Here is a 14551-nt window from a genome sequence, read left to right on the forward strand (position 1 = left end):
AATGCTTCTTTCTGAAAAACCAGCGCCGCAGGCGCTCTTCTAGGCTGCTACCACCTCTCCTACGGCCATACCATACCGGCCGGTATCTTTCACACTCCAGTCGTAATTTCCTGTAATCCAGGACCGGAGCACCGACACGTACCGCAACAGTTCATAATCGGTTTCCGCTCCTTTCAGGGGAAGGAGTTTTTCCAGGGTAACAAAAATGGCTACTTCTTCATTGTGCATCCGGACAGCTTCGTTAATCGCCTCCTGCAGGCTGCATTGCCGGGCGTGTTGTAATACCAGCACCAGGTTGTGCACGTCGCCCTGCTTCGCTTCTTTCGTACAGGAAAACAGGTCGTTTGCCCAGCAAACAATATTGTTGCAGGCCTGGATCATGCGCTGGATCAGGGGTTGTTCGACCACTTCCCGGCTGAGATACACTTTTTCGATGATTTCTATGGCTTCAATATCCGCCAGGAGTGCGCCGGTAAAGGGCCGCATGTGCACATAATCCGCCACGGAGGGAACAATACCGGCCTCCCGGTTTTCGGCTTCCCAGATGCAGGACGTAAAATAATCGTCCATGCTGCGGATAAAACGAAGGCGCCAGGCGGGGCTGCTGATGGCGCGCATGCGCTCCCATATGCTGCTCAGGGCCGCCGGCAGCGGGCCACCGGTTTCCGGGGTTACTACCCGGTTGTGATGCAGGATGTCCATTAACCCCGCCATCATGCTTTTGAGATAGTCGGCTTTGCGGCCCATGGAGGCTTCGTCGCACTGATCATCAAGGATAAACAGCCAGGTGTTGAAATCCGCGATGATGCAAAGCTCGTGCAAAGCGGCATCAGGAAAGGCCCTGGCAGCCAGCCAGGCGAACCGGGCTTTCTCAAAGCGCCGCCAGGCCAGCTCAGAAGTGATCAGACCATAAGCTTGTACCCAGGAAACAATGTGTTGCTGGGCTTCATCTGCGTGTTGGTTAACGCCGGAAGGGAAAGGGTAACTGACAGTTGGCATTTGGATGGTTGTCATGTGTCTTTGGATTTAATAGTTAACTATGGTGGGTAATAAAAATGACGTTGGCATTACCGGGCGGGAATCCCGGAAAAGTGTGAAGGAGCGGGCACAGGGAAGCAGCCGCTACTTAAAGCAGTAAATAAGGCAGGTAGGTGCTATCATCATTTTAATTAAAATGATCCGGTTAACAGCAAAATTGGCATAGTAAAATAAAAGTTTAATTATACAGCGCTGATCGGCGTACCCAGGTATTGTAATACCATTGGCAGTGCACGATGAAACCAGATGGTAAATGCAGCCGGTTCTTTTTTCATTAATTCCAGTATCTCGCCGGGAGACAGGTAGCGGTAATCACACACTTCGGATGCTTCGGGAAATATGTTGCCGTTATAGGTACCCAGCAATACATGATCAAATTCGTGTTCGGTTAACCCGTTATCAAAACCGGTTCTGTAAGTAAAAGAAAAAATCTCCTGCAGATCGCAATCGAAACCCATTTCTTCCCGTAAACGCCGGTGCGCGGCAGCAGCAGTATCTTCACCTGGATACGGGTGGCTACAACAGGCGTTGGTCCATAGTCCGGCAGAATGATATTTCTCCAGTGCCCTGCGCTGCAATAAAATCTCGCCTGCATCATTGATGATAAATACAGAAAAAGCGCGATGAAGTAATCCTTTCTCGTGGGCTTCCATCTTCTCCATCGTCCCAATAGCCTCATCCTGTTCGTTCACTAATATTACGTCCGGTGATTTCATAGACTGTCAAAGATATTTGATTTACGCTTCCGGCAGATAAAAAATAGGACAAAGAATCAAAAAACTATGCTTAAACAAATAATAATTGGTTGAGTGGTTAACAGCAATACTTTAACGGTTACTTAGATAAATATAATATAAATTTTCCGGACTTTTGCAATATTAACAACCACAAAAAAATGGCAGAAGACTTACAAATCATCAAAGGAAATAAAGCGGAGCAATACACTTCTCTTCTCCCCCAGATAAAAGGATTACTGGACGGGGAAACCGACCTGGTGGCCAATATGGCCAATGTGGCCGCTGCGCTGAAAGAGCAGTTTGGATGGCTTTGGGTAGGTTTTTACCTGGTAAAAGAAGATGAACTGGTACTCGGTCCGTTTCAGGGCCCGGTAGCGTGTACCCGTATCCGTAAGAACCGGGGTGTTTGCGGCAGCAGCTGGGCACAGGCCCAAACACTGATTGTACCTGATGTGGAAGCCTTTCCCGGGCACATTGCCTGCAGCAGCTTATCGAAATCTGAGATCGTGGTGCCGCTGATCCGTAACGGCGAAGTAACGGCGATACTGGATGCAGACAGTGAGCATCTTTCTCATTTTGATGTTACTGACCAGCAATACCTGGAAGAAATTGTGGCACTGATTGTGTGATAGCAAAGCGGATTTTCGTATCATCGCTTTATTGAGAGACCATTATTATGCTTTTTTTCAGGAAAAAAAATACCGAAACAACGCCGCCTGCAGACCTGCTGGCGTTCATGGCTACAGATATCCACTCCCACCTGGTGCCGGGAGTGGATGATGGCGTACCTGACGTGGCTACGTCGTTACATTTTATTGAACAGCTGCAGGCGATGGGGATCCGGAAAATTATCACTACCCCGCATATTATGATGGACCGGTACCCAAATTCCGCCGGTACATTAACCAATCCATATCAACAGGTACAACAGGAGTTGCTCCGGAAAAACAGTCCCCTTCCTTTTCACTTTGCTGCAGAATACTATCTGGATGAACAGTTTGTGCCGCTGATGCAGCAACCTTTGCTAACCATCTCCGGGAACAGGGTGCTGGTGGAAATATCGTTTATGTCGGCTCCGCCGCAACTGGCGCAATGGCTGTTTGATATACAGGCCGCCGGCTATCAGCCCGTACTGGCCCACCCCGAGAGATATGGCTACTATCACGCAAACATACCGCAGTACGAACAACTGAAACAACAGGGCTGCCTGTTGCAGCTTAACCTGCTGTCGCTCACCGGTTATTACGGAAAACATGTACAGCAGGCCGCCGAAAAGCTGATGGCGGCTGGTTTATTTGATCTTATCGGTACCGATCTTCATCATGAAAAACACCTCCGTGCCATTGCCGGCATAGCCAAAAATACGAAGCTCCGCAAGGCATTGGAAGCCTATTCCTTTGGCAACGCCGCATTATAATATCATTGGATCAGCATCACCGTACCGGTTTGCTTTCTCGCCTGTTGCTTGCTATCAGTATACAAAAGTACCCACACATAAGCGGCCGCCGGTAACATTTTCCCTTTGAAAAGGCCATCCCATGCGCCATCCGGGCTATTAGTACTAAATACTGTTTGTCCCCAGCGGGTATATACTTCCAGCTTGTAGTCAGTTACATCATCGTGTACTTTTGCACGGAACAGGTCATTCTGACCGTCGCCGTTGGGGGAGAATGCGGTGGGAACGAAAACGGCGCACTGGCGGATGTTTTTATCAACATCTGCAGATCCTTTCACCTCACAGTCGTTTTTATCTTTTACCTGAAAATAATACCTGCCTTTGTCAAGGTGTCCAAGTATGCTGTCCATCTGCCATTCAGTGCCTTCCAAACGATACGCATAGGGCTGGGTGCCACCGTTTGCCTGTAAAAAGATCCTGCCATCAGTTGTTTCGCTGCAACTGGCTGCTTTCGTGGTAACGCTCAACAGTTGCAGTTTCGGTGGTTCTTTCAAATCTATTTTTTCATACGGATCTTCACATCCCTGTTCATCCTTTACCGTCACGCGGTAAGTACCGGGATGCAGCTGATTAAATGCAGGTGTGTAACTGGGTTGCGTATCGTCATTTAAATAATAACGGTAAGGAGGAATCCCGCCGCTGGTTGTGAGCGCAATTCCATTTTCGTTATCCCCGTTACATTTTGAGATGATGATGTTTACAACGCTTTTCAGATCCGTTTCTTTAATGATCACATCTACAGTAACCGAAGCGCCATTAAGCGCAGTAACAGTCAACTTATAAGTGCCGGCAGACAAGCCACTGACATGAGAGGTCGTTTGCCCGCCAGGCATCCATAAATAGGTGACCGGATTATGGGCACTGAGCAGCTTCACGGATGCTTCGCCGGTACTGGCATTTTTACAGGTGGTGGTAGTGGTTACTGATACCTGTGGCACCTCGCGGATAGTAGGAGAGAAATTATCCACCAATACAGCCGCATAACTTCTCTCTTTACATTTAAATATTGAATTAGGTCCGAAAATGATCTGCCGGTAATCTTTTTCAGGCGTAAAAACCGGAGCGTAACGTTTCCAGGTGGTGTGATTAAAATTACCGGATTCCCAGAGCAGTTCCGGTTGTTCGCCGGGATTACATCCATAAATAGCGAAAGAGCCATTACAAATATCTCTCGTATAAAATGTGGTAGAAGCAAGGTCTACTGAAAGCGTATATGTTTTACCTGCTTTTAGCGGACTGCGAAGATTTTGTCCAAAAAGTTCCTGCCAATCATTTGTAAGCACTGCGCCAATATAAAAATCTCCGGCTGACGCAGGAAAAGAAAAACCGGCAATTCCCGGTTGCTGATCCGGCGATTGGCTTATCACCAGCCAGGGCTTGGGTAAACGTCCTGACACCGTTACCTTTCCTTCCAATGAGGGATTATCTATTACAATATCCTGTGCAGCAGTATCAAAGGCGGATGTTAAAAAAAGGGAAAGGAAAGCTGCCACACAAACAACTTTCCTTAACAAGCTATTGCTTATTAAAGAAGCGTCTGCACGGGCTTTCAATAATGCGATATGCACTATACAGGATATGGTCTTCATAGATAATACTAATTTCAAAAACAGGATACTGATCACATGTACATTCTCCCGGTTGAGGGAATAACGGTTGAAAAGTATTTATATTATCCACCATGACTAATGTAACGAATACTTCATTGATATCCGTGCAGTTTTTTTCCAGCGTACACAGTGGTATAAGGATTCAGCATAAAAACAGGATTAATCACCTACCACTGTTAGTGGTGGTACCACATCGCCCTGTGCAATAACGGTATTTCTCATTATAACGGCACCCTGGCCTATCAGTGCGCCATTACCAATAACAGCGCCTCCGCCTATATAGGCATTACCTGCAATATGAACATAGTCACCTATCACCGCGTCGTGATCCACAACAGCCCCGGCATTGATGATGGAGTGATTTCCAATAATGCTGTTGGCCTGCACTACCGCCTTGGCCAGTACAACACTGCCTTCACCCACCACCGCATTGCCGGCTACATAAGCAGCCGGATGCACTAAAGCAGTAAAACGATGCGATACCTTTTCAGATAAATGCCGCCGGACTTCGTTATTACCAATTCCCAATACAAGCGGCACCTCCGGAAAAAGTGAAGGCTGATATGCCTGTACCCGGGAGCTTTCACCTGTTGCCTGATCCGTGAACATTACGGGAACGGATCCGCCTGACAACATGACCAGATCAGCCAGTACATTTGCGTGGCCACCAGCACCATAAATAAGACACGACTCCATTGTTAAACAGTTTTATGCATCAGTTTTGATTTTGCAACAATGTACACCAGCACCAGCGGCAAACATACCACTAAGATATTTACCATCAGGTTAGTGGCATTGCCGATTACAAAAAAATTCACCAGCAACTGGGCCGCTGCATATAAAGACGTTACTACCAGGTGTGGTATTTTTCTTTCATTAGCCAGTATCTGGTAAAAATGCAAACGGTGTGCTTTAAAAATATTCTGGCGTAATGACAACCGGTGAATGATCGTTAAGATAGTATCCACCCCATATACAGAAAGGAACAAGAGATACTTCCAGTCGCCGGTAGTAAATATCAGTTTCAGCAACATGGTAACGATCCAGAAGGCAATGGTAACGCTTCCTACATCGCCGGCGAAACATGCTGCTTTTTTTCTGAAATTAAAGAACAGAAACACAACACATGCCAATGCCGGTAACCAGATAAGATCTTCACTGATAAAAGCCTGTTGCCGGATATTTACATACTGCATCGCCGCCAGTACTACCAGGCTGTATAAGCCGGTGATACCATTGATGCCGTCCATAAAGTTATAGGCATTAATAATACCTATAACAAGGATATACAACAGGATCACCATAAAAATATTTACGTTGGCGAATACCTGCAGGTAGTAAAGCATCATGGTTACGGCGGCCACCTGGAATATCATCCGGACGCGGTTAGGAAGGCTGTAGATATCATCCAGGAAACTAACGGTACCAATAATCAGCATACCCAGTACGGGCAGCCAGTATTCATCAAAGTGCCAAACCAGCGCTGCCAGGGCGGCAACAACAAAGATGATTCCACCACCCCGGATAGTAAGGGTGGTATGGGAACTGCGTTCGTTGGGTTTGTCGATAATGTTATAATGCGCGGCTATTTTAAAATATACTTTAATAGTAAGAAAGAAAACCAGCGCTAAAACAAGGTAGATCATACAACAAATCGTATTTTTTCTGCAACCGGCGATGGCCTCCAGTTAAGCGAAGATTTCGCCCTGGCGTCATCAAAAGTCAGCGTTGCTGTTATTTTTTTTAATTTATCCGTATTAATAGGAAATTTGTCTCCCATTACATCTCCGGCTAGAGCCAGCAGTTTTGCCAGCGGAAGCGGAATTGTCAGCGGAGCTTTTTTACCCAGGCCTTCGGCTATTTTATATTCCAGCTCCCTGAAGGAAGGATGCCGGCTATCAGTCAGATTATAGATACCTCCCCTTTGCGCAACTGCAGGTATAACCATTGCCACATCGTATGCCCATACCATGCTTTTGCGGGCATCTGCCTTACCGATGCTCAGGTACCGACCGGTACGGATGCCATTTATCATTGCCTGAAGGTTGCCGGGAGGAGTGGGTCCGGCTATCAGCGGCAGCCGTAATATGCCCAGTTTAACATTGTTAACGGCCGCCCATTCCTGCAGGTATTCTTCTGCCATAATTTTACTCTTTGCATACGGACTGGTGCCGTCCAACGGATCATCCTCGCTGATAAGCACTCCTTCTTCTTTCCCATAAACTGCCACCGTACTGATAAAAATAAAGGACCGGGGAACTTTACCTTCCTGTTGCAGCGACTGACACAAGTTTACTGTTCCACGATAATTTACCTGGAAGAAGCTTTCCTTTTCCTCTTCCGTTTTTGGCACGCTATGGGCCTTCCCTGCACAATGAATTACACAATCAACATCAGGCAGGCCGGTAATCAGTTCCTTTGAAAAATCGGCGGTCAGATGCCCGCCGTTTGCTACAGCAGGTCCTCTTCCCACAGTGGTAATGAGGTGCTGCGAAGAAAGAACCTCGTATATCACCTTTCCAAGAAAACCGGATGCCCCGGTCAATAGAATATCAGTTTTCACTCATTGTCAGTTTTACATACTTATCCAAAATGATGTCCTGTGCATAATTATTAACTGCCAGGGCTCTTGCATTCTTACCTTTCTGTGTAAGCTGTGCTACATCAGTAACGGATAATCCATTGAAAAAATCAAGCAGGGCCGCTGATTCAGACACATCAAAAGTCCACCCTACATTGTGTTCATTTATCATGAGTGAAATCTCGCTGTTGGCATTGCCAATAAACAATATGGGCTTGCCTGCAGCCAGAATGTTATATGACTTCGACGGTACTCCCAATCCTGCCATTCCTTCCTGTAAAGACACGATACCGACATCAGTTGCGTTCAGAAACTCCTGCTGTTTGCTCCTGGAGAAAGAATCCAGCATAGATACGTTACTCAATTGATGCTTTGCTATAAACTGCAGCATTTCCTTTTTCACCGCGCCTTCGCCTATAAATATAAAATGCAGCAACGGATTCCGGATATCTTTGATGACATGACATAATTCCATTAACCCCTGTACCCTGCCCAGGTTACCGGCAAACTGGAAAATGATTTTATCGGCAACACCCAGTTTCCTGATGACAGGGTTTTCATCTTTCGCTGTTGGAGCAATAGATACCGTATCCGCCCAATTCTCCACAATCTTTATATCAGGTTGCTTTTTGTACCCCTGCAATTTGGATTCAAACACCGCTTTCATATCCCTGCCGAGCACAAAAAGTACCGCCATATTACTATAAGCCTTGTTAAAAACTGATTTCAACAAACGATATGGCAAGCTTCCCGGCTTCATTATTTTTGCCGCCACCAGGTTCTCCGGAAACACGTCATGTACAATGGTAAAGCACTTCAGGGATTTCCATCTGCACACCCATGTTACCAGTGGCACTACGGGAGCGGGATTGGTTACGATCAGCACGTTGTCACCTCTACCGGCTTTTCTCCATAATTTATACGTTAACTGGATACTTAGCAATGCCATCCGCAACGCACGTTGCAACAATTTATCTTTATTCAGCCCGGGCGTTTTCACCCGCGTAATTGTTATGTTAGCGTTAAGTGCTTCCGTGGCTACCAGGTTTGATTTCTGATAGGCCGCCGGCCCGCATATAACATGTACTTCCGTATCCCTGGCAAAATGCTCGCTGATCTTTGTCATGATATACGCAGTGGAAGTTTCTTCCGGGAAAAACAACTCAGTAACTACCCATAATTTCCGTTTGTCTTTTTTCATTAGTCGTTTATTTTCCAGACAGTCCTTCTCACATAATCCACATAAGAAATAATGATTCTGACTACTTTATCGGAAACATTTGGCATGGAATAGTCGCTTACCTCCCTGAAGTTCCTGCGATCACCCCGTTCCTGGTATTCAAGCTGTTGAAGACCCTGCAATATCCTTTCCGGATTCAGTCCTACCATCATAACAGACGCCTCTTCCATAGCTTCCGGTCTTTCGTGCGCTTCGCGCAGGTTCAGCGCGGGGAAATTAAGGATGGAAGATTCTTCAGAGATAGTGCCGCTATCCGACAATACCGCTTTGGCCTGCATTTGTAAGGAGATATAATCACTGAGACCGTATGGTTTCATGAGTTTTACCAGGGGGTTAAACGTCACTCCTTTTGCCTCTATCATTTTGCGGGTACGCGGGTGCGCGCTTACAATCACCGGCACATTAAATACTTCTGCAATGCTGTTCAGGGAAGTTACCAGGTGGTTAAAGTTGCGTTCCGAATTGATATTCTCCTCGCGGTGTGCAGACACCACGAAATATTGGCCCGGCTGCAGCTTCAGCTCCTCCAGGATGGTAGCGGCTTTTATCTTCGGCATGTAGTGATGCAGCACCTCATACATCGGACTGCCTGTTTTAATGATACGGTCTGCCGGCAGCCCTTCCCTTAGTAAATATTCCCTGGCAATATCTGAATAGGTTAAATTGATATCACTGATATGATCCACTATTTTCCGGTTTGTTTCCTCGGGTACCCGCTGGTCGAAGCACCGGTTACCTGCTTCCATGTGGAAGATCGGGATCTTTCTCTTTTTTGCGGGTATAGCGCATAAACAACTGTTCGTATCTCCCAGTACGAGGAAGGCGTCTGGTTGTATGGTTTCCAGTAGAGGATCGATTTTAATCAGGATCTGCCCGATGGTTTCGGTGGCTGTTTTTCCGGCGGCTTCCAGGAAATGATCCGGCTTCCGCAAACCAAGATCTTCAAAGAAAATCTGGTTCAGTTCATAGTCGTAGTTCTGACCGGTATGCACTAAAATATGCTCAATTGCTGCCGATTCATCCAGCTTCGCCAATACCCTTGATAAGCGTATGATCTCAGGTCTGGTGCCTACTACCGTTAATACTTTTAATTTCTTCGTAACCGTGCTCATAAAAATTATATGATTAATTAGTTGCTATACCGTTTCAAAATAAGTATCGGGGTCCTGTTGATCAAAGAATTCATTGATCCAGAATACTGTGTACAGTTCTTCTGTACCGGTATTTTTAATATTGTGTGTATACCAAACGGGCATATCTACATAGGAAGGCGTATCTCCATCCAGTTCGAAATCCAGCACTTCATCTGTATTATATTTCCTCAGCTGGATAAGCGCCTTCCCTTTAATCACCAGGAAACGTTCTATTTTCCTGGTATGAAAGTGATTCCCCCTGGTGATTCCCGGGTGTGTGGTAGAGAAAGACACCTGCCCTCCTACTTCGAGGCGGATCATTTCCACAAATACACCACGGTTATCTGCGTGTTTTTTGAGGGGGAAAGGAAAATAGTTTTTATGGTCTATATAACTACGGAATGTATTAAACAGCTGGATGGTGAATTGGTCCTTCATTTCGGGGAAAACACCTTGTTCCAGGTATAACTCCCTGAAGGTATTCAGTTTTGCCAGGATTTCAGACACATATATTTCACTGGTGGGCGCTACTTCATATACGCCGTCGTTGTTGCCGGTTTCCACTGCATGGATGATGGCCGTAGCCAGTTCATCTACATAAATCAGTTTCAGAAAACCATCCTGATCTATTTTGGGTATTTGATTATTACAGAGCTGATGGCAGAAGGTAGCCACCACGGAATTATAAAACGGTTTCCCAAATGGCCCGAATACATTGGGGATTACCATCCCGGTAAATTTGGCTCCGCTGGTAGCAGCCCATTGCTGTAATAATTCGCGGCCGGCTTTCTTTGATTTTCCATAAAGATTATCCCGTTCTTCCTGAGTGGAAGAAGAAAAGATGACATGCGGTTTATTGCCTGTTTTCTTTAATGCATTTACCAGTTGCTGTGCGAGACCCAGATTGGTATCATGGATCACCTGCTGATCCGGATGCCGGTTCAGGCCGGCGAGATGAACGATAACGTCACATTGCCCTGCCCAGTTTTCCAGGGCTTCGGCGGTATCAAAGAAGGATCTGTCGAACGGCACCAATGTAAATGTTTCCTTTAACAGCGAACACCTGTTAAACAAATAAGATCCTACAAATCCATTCTGTCCGGTAATACCAATTTTTTTCATTTATAAACTACTTGATTTATGATAATAGTTATGCGGTCTGTTTACAACCTGGCATGCTGCCAATCGAACCACTGATCTTCCGGGAATGACCACCTGTCGGCGGCCGATTCCTCCAGGGTCAGATCGCTGTAAACCATCAGCACTGATCCGGGTATAAGTGCCTTGATACCATTGGCATATCCGGCGGGCACACTCAATACTACCGGCTCATCTTCATTTAATATCACATGGTCTGCCTTCAGTCCGGGAGAGGGTTTGTCCCAATCGTCTATTTTCACCCATGCCAGTACAAAAGCTCCTTTTACCACGTAAAAATATTTCTGCTCCACCCGGTGACCCTGCCATGCACGCACAACAGAGACATCATGATGTAACATTTGGTAAAATCTTTTTACGTCCGGAAAAGAGAAATCATTGACAAATTTCAGCGTTCCCCTGTGATCAGTGAAGGATGCTCCTTTTATGAGTGTTACTTCTTTCATTCAATGTTATTGTTTCCTGTTTATTGCTAATGTACAAACTGAAGGTCCGTTTTTTTACTAACGGAGTTGATGATTAAGTTCCGGGTCTGACTGGAATCCAATACCCTCCTGTTGGCGGAGGATATTTTAACACCGGAGAAATTCAGCTTCAGGTTCTTTTCATATACACCCATGGCATCAAGGGCTCTTTTTGAGTTGCTGTTCCAGTGTGGATTAATAACCGAGATGTTCCCGCCAAGATTACCGCCGTTGCCAGGCTGCAGCCGATAGGCAACTACCCTTAGCCCTCCGGCGGAATAATTATCATTATGGTTTTGCACGGTTACATCTACCAGGTTGTTACCCCCGCCATATAAGCGGGTAATGTTCATCAGGATACCATAGCTTTCATTTTTTTCCGTTACCGCATCTGTGATACGGATGCGCTTCAGTACATTTTTTGCATTGTTAGGCTCTACGTCGATACCGCACATAGGAGATTGGCCGTTTGTATACCCCGCATAGGGCGATATCAGCTGAAGACCGTCCACACTCACCACAGAAATGCCGTTTCTCCGGTTATTCCTGCAATAGGCGCCGGAAATCAGGATGTCCCGGCTTTCCCTGCCCAGTTTCATATCTTCCCCGATATAAATACCATCTCCCCAGCAATCGTATACCTTTGGGTTTTTGATAGTAATATTATTGCCGGAATAAATGCCAATTCCTGCACCCCATTGACCGCCTGTTCCGAGATGCTGCTTCCGGTCGCCATAGATCACCGGATTTACGATGGTAACATTACTCACATCACGCATCCTTAATATCGCATACGACCCAGCGGTGGTTGGCTTCAACATAATTTTCGCCCCACTCTCAAAAGTAATATGCTTATTGCTGCCAATGATCAGGCCCTTATCATTTACCAATACCGGAAAACCAGGGAAGATGATTACATCATGCGTATCAATGGCCTTTTGTATTACATCCGTATAATCGACAGAACCATCTTTCACATAGCCCGGTGGCAAAGCATCTTTTATATTAAACGCGGCGGATTGATCCGGTGTACCTGATGCAGTACCCACACTATATATTGCTGTTTCCCGGCAATGGCTATCAACGGCGGAATTTACATCCGGAGATGCAAAAACCAGACTAAAGGCAACCAGCGGATATAATGGCAAGTGGATCATTCCTTTGCTTTTTAATATTGAACGTTCGTGTTTCTCTCCTATGATGCTATATTGGCCACGGCTTCCTTGCTGTTCATCAGTTCCGCCTTCACGAGCGGTTGTTTCGCCAACAGCTTCTTCATAGCCTCCACATCCAGTTGTTCCGCGTTATGGGAATGATAATCATCTACAGTGGCTACATTCACTTCTCCTTCAGAGAAATACTGGCTGTAGTTCAGGTTCCTGTTATCAGCAGGAATACGGTAGAAATCTCCCATATCCTCTGCCTTCACCATTTCTTCGCGGGTGCAAAGGGTTTCATATAATTTTTCACCATGACGGGTACCTATTATTTTTATTTCGTTATCCGCATGGCATAATTCTTTTAAAGCGGCTGCCAGGTCGCCAATAGTACCAGCCGGCGCTTTATTTACAAAGAGATCGCCCTGGTTACCGTTTTCAAAAGCAAACAACACCAGGTCCACTGCTTCTTCCAGTGACATGAGGAAACGGGTCATATTCGGATCTGTGATCGTTAAACTTTCACCGTTTCTGATCTGTTTAAGAAACAAAGGAATAACAGAGCCCCTGGACCCCATTACGTTACCGTAGCGGGTAAGACATACCCTGGTAGCGTTTTCGGGAATATTGCGGGAAGCTGCAATGGCTACCTTTTCCATCAGGGCCTTTGAAATGCCCATGGCATTAATGGGATAAGCAGCCTTATCTGTACTGAGACAAATTATCTTCGATACATTATTGGCTACTGCCGCATCGATGGCGTTCTGCGTTCCAAACACGTTTGTTTTGGTGGCTTCTATCGGAAAAAACTCGCAGGAAGGCACCTGTTTCAGCGCTGCCGCATGAAATACGTAGTCAACGCCACGCATGGCCTTTTCGATGCTGTTATAATCCCGCACATCGCCGATATAAAACTTGAGCTTCCCGTTTTTCAACTGGTTGCGCATATCGTCCTGTTTCTTCTCATCCCGGCTAAAAATCCGGATCTCCCTGAAATGATCCGTATGAAGAAACTTATTCAGAACAGCGTTTCCGAATGAACCTGTTCCACCTGTGATCAGTAATACCTTATCTTTAAACATATCAGTTCTTATAGTTTAATGAATACATTTTTAAAATCAAATAGGGTGTCAGGTAAACTACCTTTGACATAAATTCCAGTGTTTTCCTGTTCTTAATAAAATATTTCTCTGTAAAATCAATCAGCGAGCTGCCGGCCTTACAAAATTTATAACTGAACCTTACGCCCGGCTTCAGCGTTTGCAATTCCGGTTTAATAGCGTTGTTATTATTAAAGAGCGTCCAGAGCTGCGCCTTGGACTTTATCTGTACCCTTGCCCGCAGCGCCGCATTGGCGCCTCTCAGCCGCACCCTGGTAAGAGATGCAGGAATAGCCAGCAACGGAAACAATCTGGCCATCATGATCCACAAATACCAGTCCTGTCCGTGTCTCATAACATTTGAAAATCTGCATGCGGGGTTCTCTTTCAGGTATTTTGCCCGGATCATCACACAAGGAGTGGCAATGGGCGTAGAAAGTAAACCCCTCTTAAATACTTCGCCGCTGAAGTCAGAAATGTCTACCAGTTTATAATCGGCTTCACTGCCATCATAGAATGATGTATAGCTGGTATGCGACCATACTGCGTTCTCCGCAATCATGGCATTAAGCTGCACTTCCAGTTTCTCCGGCATCCAAAGATCATCTGAATCCAGGAATGCGATATATTCTCCCTCTGCCATTTCTATGCCCAGGTTCCTGGCGCTGGCAGGGCCTGCATTCTTTGTTTTTATGTATTTGATCTTAGTTTCATACTGCATCAAAAAGTAGGTATCATCTTCCGGTGATCCATCATTAATGACCAGTATTTCATAATGCGGATAAGTTTGGGCCAATACACTGTCAATCGCCTGAGCCAGCCAGTCAACATTCGTATAAAACGGAATGATTACACTTATTTTCGCCTGATTCACCAT

The 14551-nt window shown here is 45.8% G+C and carries 15 protein-coding genes; 2 read left to right on the plus strand and 13 right to left on the minus strand.

What is annotated here, in order from left to right; genetic code table 11:
* Nucleotides 1-39: 39 nt before the first annotated feature.
* Nucleotides 40-1014, minus strand: coding sequence for a terpene synthase family protein (locus ACLHR0_RS16850; RefSeq protein ID WP_436488110.1), 975 nt, complete (start codon nucleotides 1012-1014; stop codon nucleotides 40-42).
* Nucleotides 1015-1220: 206 nt separating this feature from the next.
* Nucleotides 1221-1754: an isopentenyl-diphosphate Delta-isomerase gene (gene idi / locus ACLHR0_RS16855; RefSeq protein ID WP_429049512.1), complete on the minus strand. Its 534-nt coding sequence runs from the start codon at nucleotides 1752-1754 to the stop codon at nucleotides 1221-1223.
* 179 nt (nucleotides 1755-1933) lie between these two features.
* Here idi and ACLHR0_RS16860 point away from each other — a divergent pair, with 179 nt between their 5' ends.
* Together ACLHR0_RS16860 and ACLHR0_RS16865 are read left to right on the plus strand one after the other, a co-directional pair.
* Nucleotides 1934-2404 carry a GAF domain-containing protein gene (locus ACLHR0_RS16860; protein WP_436488112.1) on the plus strand — a complete coding sequence of 157 codons (471 nt, stop codon included), beginning with the start codon at nucleotides 1934-1936 and terminating at the stop codon, nucleotides 2402-2404.
* A 47-nt stretch (nucleotides 2405-2451) separates the two neighbouring features.
* On the plus strand, nucleotides 2452-3192 hold the full coding sequence (locus ACLHR0_RS16865) for a tyrosine-protein phosphatase (RefSeq protein ID WP_436488114.1): 741 nt from the start codon (nucleotides 2452-2454) through the stop codon (nucleotides 3190-3192).
* Nucleotides 3193-3194: 2 nt separating this feature from the next.
* Here ACLHR0_RS16865 and ACLHR0_RS16870 read toward each other — a convergent pair whose 3' ends face one another.
* The 11 genes from ACLHR0_RS16870 to ACLHR0_RS16920 form a co-directional block, all read right to left on the minus strand.
* Nucleotides 3195-4820, minus strand: a complete 1626-nt coding sequence (locus tag ACLHR0_RS16870) for a gliding motility-associated C-terminal domain-containing protein (RefSeq protein ID WP_436488116.1) — start codon at nucleotides 4818-4820, stop codon at nucleotides 3195-3197.
* Nucleotides 4821-5000: 180 nt separating this feature from the next.
* Nucleotides 5001-5537, minus strand: coding sequence for a hypothetical protein (locus ACLHR0_RS16875; RefSeq protein WP_429049521.1), 537 nt, complete (start codon nucleotides 5535-5537; stop codon nucleotides 5001-5003).
* A gap of 2 nt (nucleotides 5538-5539) precedes the next feature.
* Nucleotides 5540-6487 carry an MraY family glycosyltransferase gene (locus tag ACLHR0_RS16880; protein WP_429049524.1) on the minus strand — a complete coding sequence of 316 codons (948 nt, stop codon included), beginning with the start codon at nucleotides 6485-6487 and terminating at the stop codon, nucleotides 5540-5542.
* Entirely contained in the window at nucleotides 6484-7404 is a 921-nt protein-coding gene (locus ACLHR0_RS16885) for an NAD-dependent epimerase/dehydratase family protein (protein WP_436488119.1), read from the minus strand. Before ACLHR0_RS16885 ends, ACLHR0_RS16880 begins: the two co-directional genes overlap by 4 nt.
* Entirely contained in the window at nucleotides 7394-8623 is a 1230-nt protein-coding gene (locus tag ACLHR0_RS16890; protein ID WP_436488120.1) for a glycosyltransferase family 4 protein, read from the minus strand. The genes ACLHR0_RS16885 and ACLHR0_RS16890 overlap by 11 nt, the downstream gene beginning before the upstream one ends.
* Nucleotides 8623-9774 (minus strand): non-hydrolyzing UDP-N-acetylglucosamine 2-epimerase, encoded by a 1152-nt coding sequence (gene wecB / locus ACLHR0_RS16895; protein WP_370907417.1) that lies wholly within the window; start codon nucleotides 9772-9774, stop codon nucleotides 8623-8625. The genes ACLHR0_RS16890 and wecB overlap by 1 nt, the downstream gene beginning before the upstream one ends.
* A 24-nt stretch (nucleotides 9775-9798) precedes the next feature.
* Entirely contained in the window at nucleotides 9799-10917 is a 1119-nt protein-coding gene (locus ACLHR0_RS16900; protein ID WP_370907418.1) for a polysaccharide biosynthesis C-terminal domain-containing protein, read from the minus strand.
* A 41-nt stretch (nucleotides 10918-10958) separates the two neighbouring features.
* On the minus strand, nucleotides 10959-11399 hold the full coding sequence (locus ACLHR0_RS16905; RefSeq protein ID WP_436488123.1) for a WxcM-like domain-containing protein: 441 nt from the start codon (nucleotides 11397-11399) through the stop codon (nucleotides 10959-10961).
* A gap of 26 nt (nucleotides 11400-11425) precedes the next feature.
* Nucleotides 11426-12574, minus strand: a complete 1149-nt coding sequence (locus ACLHR0_RS16910) for a right-handed parallel beta-helix repeat-containing protein (RefSeq protein ID WP_436488125.1) — start codon at nucleotides 12572-12574, stop codon at nucleotides 11426-11428.
* 38 nt (nucleotides 12575-12612) lie between these two features.
* Entirely contained in the window at nucleotides 12613-13656 is a 1044-nt protein-coding gene (locus ACLHR0_RS16915; RefSeq protein WP_370907421.1) for a polysaccharide biosynthesis protein, read from the minus strand.
* A gap of 1 nt (nucleotide 13657) precedes the next feature.
* Nucleotides 13658-14551, minus strand: coding sequence for a glycosyltransferase family 2 protein (locus ACLHR0_RS16920; protein WP_370907422.1), 894 nt, complete (start codon nucleotides 14549-14551; stop codon nucleotides 13658-13660).

The sequence above is a fragment of the Chitinophaga sp. ARDCPP14 genome (genome assembly GCF_051362515.1).
Classification (GTDB): domain Bacteria; phylum Bacteroidota; class Bacteroidia; order Chitinophagales; family Chitinophagaceae; genus Chitinophaga.

Coding starts and splice junctions, on each gene's coding strand:
- ACLHR0_RS16850 (WP_436488110.1), bottom strand. CDS start 1,014: ATGACAACCATCCAAATGCCAACTGTCAGTTACCCTTTCCCTTCCGGC.
- idi (WP_429049512.1), bottom strand. CDS start 1,754: ATGAAATCACCGGACGTAATATTAGTGAACGAACAGGATGAGGCTATT.
- ACLHR0_RS16860 (WP_436488112.1), top strand. CDS start 1,934: ATGGCAGAAGACTTACAAATCATCAAAGGAAATAAAGCGGAGCAATAC.
- ACLHR0_RS16865 (WP_436488114.1), top strand. CDS start 2,452: ATGCTTTTTTTCAGGAAAAAAAATACCGAAACAACGCCGCCTGCAGAC.
- ACLHR0_RS16870 (WP_436488116.1), bottom strand. CDS start 4,820: ATGAAGACCATATCCTGTATAGTGCATATCGCATTATTGAAAGCCCGT.
- ACLHR0_RS16875 (WP_429049521.1), bottom strand. CDS start 5,537: ATGGAGTCGTGTCTTATTTATGGTGCTGGTGGCCACGCAAATGTACTG.
- ACLHR0_RS16880 (WP_429049524.1), bottom strand. CDS start 6,487: ATGATCTACCTTGTTTTAGCGCTGGTTTTCTTTCTTACTATTAAAGTA.
- ACLHR0_RS16890 (WP_436488120.1), bottom strand. CDS start 8,623: ATGAAAAAAGACAAACGGAAATTATGGGTAGTTACTGAGTTGTTTTTC.
- wecB (WP_370907417.1), bottom strand. CDS start 9,774: ATGAGCACGGTTACGAAGAAATTAAAAGTATTAACGGTAGTAGGCACC.
- ACLHR0_RS16900 (WP_370907418.1), bottom strand. CDS start 10,917: ATGAAAAAAATTGGTATTACCGGACAGAATGGATTTGTAGGATCTTAT.
- ACLHR0_RS16905 (WP_436488123.1), bottom strand. CDS start 11,399: ATGAAAGAAGTAACACTCATAAAAGGAGCATCCTTCACTGATCACAGG.
- ACLHR0_RS16910 (WP_436488125.1), bottom strand. CDS start 12,574: ATGATCCACTTGCCATTATATCCGCTGGTTGCCTTTAGTCTGGTTTTT.
- ACLHR0_RS16915 (WP_370907421.1), bottom strand. CDS start 13,656: ATGTTTAAAGATAAGGTATTACTGATCACAGGTGGAACAGGTTCATTC.
- ACLHR0_RS16920 (WP_370907422.1), bottom strand. CDS start 14,551: ATGGTGAATCAGGCGAAAATAAGTGTAATCATTCCGTTTTATACGAAT.